We start from the raw sequence: 6,938 nt of genomic DNA on the forward strand, positions 1-6,938 counted from the left end.
GATCCGCCTTCTACGCCGGCAGGACGACCACCTTCGTCTTGACCGGCGTGCGCGCGTAGAGGTGGATCATGTCCTGGCTGAGCAGGCCGACACAGCCGCTCGTGATTCCCGAGCCGATCGATTCGGGGTCGCTGCTGGCGTAGATCGTGTAGAGCGTATAGGCGCCGTTCTGGTAGAGATGGAGGGTGCGGGCGCCCAGCGGGTTGTCGAGGCCGCCCGGCATGCCGCGGGCGTATTTCGCCGCCTCGGGCTGGCGCTTGATCATCTCCTTGGGCGGCGTCCAGGTCGCCCATTCGGACTTGCGCCCGACATAGGCGTCGCCGCTCCACAGGAACCCGTCGCGGCCGACATTGGCGCCGTACCGGGTGGCGGATCCGTCGCCCTCGACGCGGTAGACGTAGTAGTTGCTGGGATCGACGATGATCGTGCCGGCGGCTTCCTTCGTGTCGTAGCGGACCGTCCGGCGATAATATTTCGGATTGACCTTGCTGATGTCGACCGCCGGGATCGGGAACTTCTCGTCGGGCATCGGCCCGTAGACCTTCGCCGCCTCGGCGAGGAGCAGGCCGTCGGATGTCGCGCAGCCGGCCAGTCCCAGCGCGCCGAGACCGGCGGCCGATCCGGCCAGAAACGACCGGCGGCTGAGAAGCCCCGCCGGGCGCCCGCGCAGAGCCGCCTCGTCCCTGTCGCCGGCACCGGCGTTCCAACCGTCCCTGATCATCATCCCGGACTTCCTATGACCCGCGGCCCGATGCGGTAACGCTCCGGGCGACATCAGTCGCGCATACGGCTAAGCTGAGATTGGCAAGGCCGATCTCTCTAGGCAAGCTCGGCCTTTACGTCGCGAGTGTGGCCGAAACCGTGCGGCGTCCGGATCGGACGGCGGATCCGAATGGGCCCGCAGATCCCCGGGATCGCGGCACGCTTTGCCTTCGGGTCGTCGCCCGGTCCATGTAGCGGCCCATGATCCGCCTCATCCCCAGCCTGCCCGCTCTCTACGTCATCGCGCGGGGGGCGTGGCCCCTGCCATGGCCGCTCGCGCTCAAGCTGGGCTTGGCCGGCGTCTTGTTGGTCGCGTCCCAGTACCACCTGTGGAGCCGGATCTCCTCGGGCTCGGTCTTCGCGCCGGAATTCCCCCGCCCGCTGGTGGTGCTGTTCAACTGGGCGTTCGGCGCGATCGCGTTGGCGGCCCTGATGCTGCTCGCCCTCGACGTCGTGGCGCTGGCATCCCTGGCCCTCCCCGGGGGTGGTTGGGCGATCCCCACCGCCTGGCGCTACGCGGCTGCCCTCGCGGCGGCGCTCCTCGCGGCGATCGCGGTGCGGCAGGCCGTGCGCGTGCCGCCGTTGAAGGACCTCACCGTCGCGATCGCGGACCTGCCCCCCGGCTTCGACGGCTACACGATCCTGCACCTCACCGACCTGCATATCAGCCGGCTGTTCCCGGCCGCCTGGGCGCGAACCGTCGTCGCACGCGCCAACGACCTCGGGGTCGACCTGATCGCGGTGACCGGCGACTTCATCGACGGCTCCCTCGCGTCCCGGCGGGACGATGTCGAACCCCTGCGCGCCTTGCGGGCGCGGGACGGCGTCTGGGCCGTGCCGGGCAACCACGAATACTTCTTCGATCACGATGCCTGGATGCGCCACCTCGCGGGGCTGGGGATCCGCATCCTCGCCAACGCCCACACGGTCCTGCGGCGCGACGACCATGCGCTGGTGCTGGCGGGCGTCACCGATCGCTCGGCCCCCGCCACCGGCCATCCGGGGCCCGACCTGGAGGCCGCCCTGGCAGGGGCCCCGGCGGGCGCGCCGATCGTGCTGCTCGATCACCAGCCGGCCCGGGCCGCGCGGGCCGCGTCGCGTGGGGTGGCGCTGCAGCTGTCGGGGCATACCCATGGCGGCATGATCCGCGGCCTGGACCGGCTGGTGGCGCGCGGCAATGCCGGGTTCGTCTCCGGGGCGTACCGGGTCGGCGGCATGCTGCTCTACGTCAGCAACGGCACCGCGCTGTGGCCCGGCTTCGCCCTTCGGCTGGGTCGCCCGTCCGAGCTGACGCGGATCACCCTGCGGCCGGCGTCGTGACGCGGATCCGATGCTGACGAGCGGGTGAGGCGGCCGATTGCCCGGTCGCCTCCCGTTACCCCCCGATCCGCAGCACCTCGGTCCGGTCGCCCGCCTGCGCGAAGGCGGCCGGGTCGGCGCCGGTCATCCAGACCTGGCCGGGCAGCGCGTCGAGGGCCTCGAACAGGCCGGCCCGGCGGCGCGGGTCGAGATGCGCCGCGACCTCGTCGAGCAGGATCATCGGGGCGATGCCGCTCATCGCCCGCACCAGGCGGGCATGGGCCAGGACCAGGCCGATCAGCAGGGCCTTCTGCTCGCCCGTCGAGGCGGTGCCGGCCGGGACGTCCTTGGGGCCGTGCCGGACCACGAGATCGGTGGTCTGCGGCCCCGTGAGGGTGCGGCCGGCGGCCCGGTCGCGGTTGCGGCCGTTGCGCAGGGCCAGCCGGAAGCGGTCCTCCGCCTCGATCGCCGGCCAGACCGCCACGAGGTCGTCGAGGTCGCCCTCCAGGCGGATCGACGCCCAGGGGAAGGGCTGCGCGTCATCGCGGGTCTCGGCGATCAGACGGTCCAGGCGCTCGGCGGTCTCCCGGCGGGCGAGCGCCACCGCGACCCCGAGCTCGGCCACCTCCCGCTCGACCGCATCGAGCCAGCGCCCGTCATCGGGCCGGTCCTCGAGCAGCCGGTTGCGCGAGCGCAGGGCCCGCTCCATCGCGGAGACCCGTGCCCCGTGGCCGGCATCCACCGCCAGGACCAGCCGGTCGAGGAACCGGCGCCGGTCGCCGGCGGCGCCGCGGAACAGGCCGTCGAGATCCGGGGTCAGCCAGACCACCCGGACGAATTCGCTGAACGCCACCGGCGAGGGGGCGGGGGCGCCGTCGATCCGGCACAGCCGGCTCGAGCGCCCGTCCGGCCCCGGCGGCTCAAGGCCGGTGCCGAGGCGATGCTCGGCGCCGTCCCGGTCCAGGGTGAGCGACACGGCGAAGCCCCCCGGGCCGTCGGCGCGCGCCATCGCGGCGAACTCGGCCCGGCGCAGGCCCCGCCCCGGCACGAACAGGGAGATCGCTTCGAGCAGGTTGGTCTTGCCGGCGCCGTTCTCGCCGACCAGGGCCACGAAGCGGGCGCCGGGGTTGAGTTCAAGATCGGCGTGATTGCGGAAGTCGCGGGCGATCAACCGGGTAAGGCGTGTGGATCCAGCGGTGTCGAGTTCACTCATAAGGCGGCACGTTGGACCGGTCGCGCGCTGAGTGCAGCACGCGATCGATCAAGATTTGGTCGTCGAGGACGCGATGAAGGATCAGGTAAGATCGGAATATGAGGATCCGTACGGTGAGAGCAATCTCCGGCGCGGGCCTGCCCATTATCAGCTGCCGACCGAGCGCCTGACATCGGGTGCGCAGCTCCGCGACGAAGCTGCGAGCGCGGGCGGGATTGTCAGCCGCGATGACGTCACCGATCTCGCGCAGATCGGCTCGGGCGCGTCGCGACACGACGACAGGCTTCAAGGAGCAGCCTTCTCCATGGCGGCATAGCGCGCCTCCAAGGCATCCAGCGTGGCGTCGAGCGGTTCGTAATCTCCACTCTCGACGCCCTCCCGCCAAGCCTCGCGCATCGTCCCAAGGCGATCCTCGTGCTGGAGCAGCAACGCGACACCGGCGGCGACCGCCTCCTCCGGTGAACCGTAGCGACCCGCCGCGACCAGACGATCGAGCGAGGCTTCCTGAAAGGGGTCGAGGATGACGGCTTTCGGCATGGCGGCCTACGACTACACCCGCATCGGCATCAGCACGTACAGGGCCGGCGCGCCCTCGCGATCCTGGATCAGGGTCGGCGAGCCCGGGTCGGCGAGCTTGAACAGGGCGGTGTCGCCCTCGAGCTGCGCGGTGATGTCGAGCAGGTAGCGGGCGTTGAAGCCGATATCGAGGCCCGCCGCCTCGTAATCGACGTCGAGCTCTTCCGTGGCGCTGCCCGAATCCGGGTTGTTGACCGAGAGCGCCAGGCGCCCCTCGGTGAGCCCGAGCTTCACGGCGCGGCCGCGCTCGGACGAGATCGTCGAGACCCGATCCACCGCCTTGGCGAAGGCGTCGCGCTCCACGGTCAGCCGCTTGTCGTTGTTGGCCGGGATCACCCGCTGGTAGTCGGGGAAGGTGCCGTCGATCAGCTTGGAGATCAGGGTCAGGCCCCCGGCGAAGCGCAGGCGGATCTTGGCCGGCGACAGGTCGACCGCGACGGTCTCGCCGCCGTCGTCCAGGAGCTTCTGGATCTCGGCCACCGCCTTGCGGGGCACGATCACGCCGGGCATGCCGACGCTGCCCTGCGGGGCCGGGATCTCGACCCGGGCGAGCCGGTGACCGTCGGTGGCGACCGCGCGCATCACCGGGCCGCTCTCGGTCTCCAGCGTGTGCAGGTAGATGCCGTTGAGGTAGTAGCGCGTCTCCTCGGTGGAGATCGCGAACTGCGTCTTGTCGATCAGGCGCTTGAGGTCGGCGGCGGCGACCTCGAAGCCGTGCGGCATCTCGCCGGCGGCGAGATCCGGGAAATCGCCCTCCGGCAGCGCGCCGAGCGCGAAGCGCGACCGGCCCGAGCGGATCGTCATCTGGCCGGATTCGCCGCCGGTCTCCAGCGAGACCTGGGCGCCGTCGGGCAGCTTGCGCACGATGTCGTAGATCACGTGCGCCGGCACCGTGGTCGCGCCGGGATCGGCCACGTCGGCCGGCACGCTCTCGGTGACCTCGATATCGAGGTCGGTCGCGCGCAGCTGCAGGCTCGAGCCGTCCGAACGCAGGAGCACGTTCGACAGGATCGGGATCGTGTTGCGGCGCTCGACGACCCGGTGCACGTGGCCGAGCGACCTGAGCAGGGCCGCGCGCTCGACGGTGACTCTCATCGCAGTACTCAAGTGATGGGGGAGGGCGCCGCGGCCGGCATCCCTCACGAAAACAGGCCGATCAGCTTGGCGAACGGGGCGGGCGAACGCAAGGCCGCTGCGCGGGCCTCACACAGCTACGCCGTCCGCGGGGCGGATTCAGGGTTCCCGCCGGGGCCGCCCCGTGCGAAAGCGCCGCGTTCAATCTGAAGCGGCACCGTACCGCCCGAGCACCAACAGATCATGCTGCAGACTGTCGAGACCGCAGGCCCGGGCGGCGCCGCACCGAGTGCCAGCCCCGGTCGCATCCTGGCCGCGAGCTTCGTCGGCACGGCGATCGAGTTCTTCGATTTCTACATCTACGCCACGGCCACCGCCCTGGTGATCGGCCCGGTCTTCTTCCCGCCCGGCGCCCCCGGGGTGCAGCAGCTCAGCGCGTTCGCGACCTTCGCGATCGCGTTCATCGCCCGGCCGTTCGGGGCGGCCCTGTTCGGGCATTTCGGCGACCGGGTCGGCCGCAAGGCGACCCTGGTGGCGTCCCTGCTGATCATGGGCGTATCCACCGTCCTGATCGGCTGCCTGCCGACCTACGCCACCGCCGGCTGGTGGGCGCCCGCCGCCCTGTGCGTCCTGCGCTGCGGCCAGGGCATCGGGTTCGGCGGCGAATGGGGCGGGGCGGCCCTGCTGGCGGTGGAGAACGCGCCGCCGGGCAAGCGCGCCTGGTACGGCATCTTCCCGCAGCTCGGCGCACCGGTCGGCTTCATCCTGGCCAATCTCGGCTTCCTGTGCCTCAGCTTCGGCCTGACGCCCGAGAGCTTCCAGGCCTGGGGCTGGCGCCTGCCGTTCCTGGCCTCGGCCGCCCTGGTCGGCGTCGGGCTCTATGTCCGCCTGAAGCTCACCGAGACGCCGGCCTTCAAGGCGGCGCTGACGGAGGCGCGGCCCGAGCGCGTGCCCTTCGCGACGATGCTGACCCATCACGGCCGCGCGGTCCTGATCGGCACCTTCGCCATGGTGGCGGTCTACGCGGTGTTCTACCTCTCGACGGTCTTCGCCCTCGGCTACGGCACGGGGACGCTGGGCTACACCCGGCCGACCTTCCTGCTGTTCGAGTGCATCGCGGTCTGCTTCATGGCGATCGGGACCGTGATCTCCGGGGCGGCGGCCGACCGGCTCGGGCGCAAGCCGGTGCTGCTCTCCGGCATGGTCGCGGTCTTCCTGCTCGGCTTCCTGATGGGGCCGATGCTCGGGAACGCGGCCGCCGCCGGGACCTGGCCGCCGGTGCTGGGCTTCCTGTGCCTCAGCCTCCTGACCATGGGCTGGGTGTTCGGCCCGATGGGCGCCGTGCTGCCCGAGCTGTTCCCGACCCGGGTCCGCTACACGGGCGCGTCGGTGACCTACAACCTCGCCGGGATCCTGGGCGCCTCGGGCGCGCCCTACATCGCCCAGGAGCTGGCCTCCTATGGCGGGATCGGGTTCGTCGGCCTGTACCTGGCCGTCGCCGCGGTGCTGAGCTTCGTTGCCGTCCTGGCCATGCGCGAGACCGCGCACGACTGACGGTCCCGGTTCGCAGATACGGATCAGTCAGGCGCGGATCGGGGCGGCCGGCTCGTAGCGGCCGAGGAACCGGGTCCGGTCCCACAGCTCGATCGCCTCGTCCGTGGCCATGGCCCGGGCGCGGCGGCGCGCCTGGGTGTCGTCCTGGGCCGGGACGACCTCGGCCGAGAATACGCGTCCGGCACGGTCGAGCTTGAACGCCCGATAGGCGCGGCTTCGCTGAGCGGTCTGTGCATCCAGGTTGAGCATCGGATCCTCCTGTGAGGTCCGAGCCTTCCGGCATTCGGTTAACCGTCCGTAAACGGCCGCTGTCAGCTCCGCTTGTCGAGAGGCCGGCCCAGCAGGCGCGCGAACTCGGCCTCGATCTCCTCCACGGAAAACGGGTTGCCGGCGGCCTTCGACTCCGGCCGCGGAGCCGGCACGGGCTCGGCGGGCGGTTCGGCCGGGGGCGGCGGGGCGG

At 71.4% G+C, this 6,938-nt stretch carries 8 protein-coding genes; 2 read left to right on the forward strand and 6 right to left on the reverse strand.

From position 1 onward, the window contains the following. Positions 1-10: 10 nt before the first annotated feature. Positions 11-721 (reverse strand): L,D-transpeptidase, encoded by a 711-nt coding sequence (locus WYO_RS11755; protein WP_039902777.1) that lies wholly within the window; start codon positions 719-721, stop codon positions 11-13. Positions 722-963: 242 nt separating this feature from the next. Between WYO_RS11755 and WYO_RS11760 the strand changes: the two genes are divergently transcribed. Further along, positions 964-2,082, forward strand: coding sequence for a metallophosphoesterase (locus WYO_RS11760; protein ID WP_007562579.1), 1,119 nt, complete (start codon positions 964-966; stop codon positions 2,080-2,082). A gap of 55 nt (positions 2,083-2,137) precedes the next feature. Here WYO_RS11760 and recF read toward each other — a convergent pair whose 3' ends face one another. From recF to dnaN, 4 genes are read right to left on the reverse strand one after another with little or no spacing between them, the layout of a single operon-like run. Then, positions 2,138-3,274 carry a DNA replication/repair protein RecF gene (recF, locus tag WYO_RS11765; RefSeq protein ID WP_007562581.1) on the reverse strand — a complete coding sequence of 379 codons (1,137 nt, stop codon included), beginning with the start codon at positions 3,272-3,274 and terminating at the stop codon, positions 2,138-2,140. Next, positions 3,267-3,548, reverse strand: coding sequence for a type II toxin-antitoxin system RelE/ParE family toxin (locus WYO_RS11770; protein ID WP_244424154.1), 282 nt, complete (start codon positions 3,546-3,548; stop codon positions 3,267-3,269). The genes recF and WYO_RS11770 overlap by 8 nt, the downstream gene beginning before the upstream one ends. 11 nt (positions 3,549-3,559) lie before the next feature. Next, positions 3,560-3,811 (reverse strand): type II toxin-antitoxin system ParD family antitoxin, encoded by a 252-nt coding sequence (locus tag WYO_RS28995; protein WP_007562584.1) that lies wholly within the window; start codon positions 3,809-3,811, stop codon positions 3,560-3,562. Between the two features lie 12 nt (positions 3,812-3,823). Then, positions 3,824-4,945, reverse strand: coding sequence for a DNA polymerase III subunit beta (gene dnaN, locus WYO_RS11780; protein ID WP_007562586.1), 1,122 nt, complete (start codon positions 4,943-4,945; stop codon positions 3,824-3,826). Positions 4,946-5,167: 222 nt separating this feature from the next. On the opposite strand from dnaN, the gene WYO_RS11785 reads away from it, so the two are divergent. Then, positions 5,168-6,478, forward strand: coding sequence for an MFS transporter (locus WYO_RS11785; protein WP_007562588.1), 1,311 nt, complete (start codon positions 5,168-5,170; stop codon positions 6,476-6,478). Between the two features lie 27 nt (positions 6,479-6,505). Here the strand turns inward: WYO_RS11785 and WYO_RS11790 are convergent, their stop codons facing one another. Next, positions 6,506-6,727 (reverse strand): hypothetical protein, encoded by a 222-nt coding sequence (locus WYO_RS11790; protein WP_007562590.1) that lies wholly within the window; start codon positions 6,725-6,727, stop codon positions 6,506-6,508. Between the last annotated feature and the right edge of the window lie 211 nt (positions 6,728-6,938).

This window comes from Methylobacterium sp. GXF4 (assembly GCF_000272495.1).
Lineage (GTDB): Bacteria > Pseudomonadota > Alphaproteobacteria > Rhizobiales > Beijerinckiaceae > Methylobacterium > Methylobacterium brachiatum.

Bases quoted from the DNA above. Each gene is read 5' to 3' on its own strand.
- WYO_RS11755 (WP_039902777.1), bottom strand. From the start codon at position 721: ATGATCAGGGACGGTTGGAACGCCGGTGCCGGCGACAGGGACGAGGCG.
- WYO_RS11760 (WP_007562579.1), top strand. From the start codon at position 964: ATGATCCGCCTCATCCCCAGCCTGCCCGCTCTCTACGTCATCGCGCGG.
- recF (WP_007562581.1), bottom strand. From the start codon at position 3,274: ATGAGTGAACTCGACACCGCTGGATCCACACGCCTTACCCGGTTGATC.
- WYO_RS28995 (WP_007562584.1), bottom strand. From the start codon at position 3,811: ATGCCGAAAGCCGTCATCCTCGACCCCTTTCAGGAAGCCTCGCTCGAT.
- dnaN (WP_007562586.1), bottom strand. From the start codon at position 4,945: ATGAGAGTCACCGTCGAGCGCGCGGCCCTGCTCAGGTCGCTCGGCCAC.
- WYO_RS11785 (WP_007562588.1), top strand. From the start codon at position 5,168: ATGCTGCAGACTGTCGAGACCGCAGGCCCGGGCGGCGCCGCACCGAGT.
- WYO_RS11790 (WP_007562590.1), bottom strand. From the start codon at position 6,727: ATGCTCAACCTGGATGCACAGACCGCTCAGCGAAGCCGCGCCTATCGG.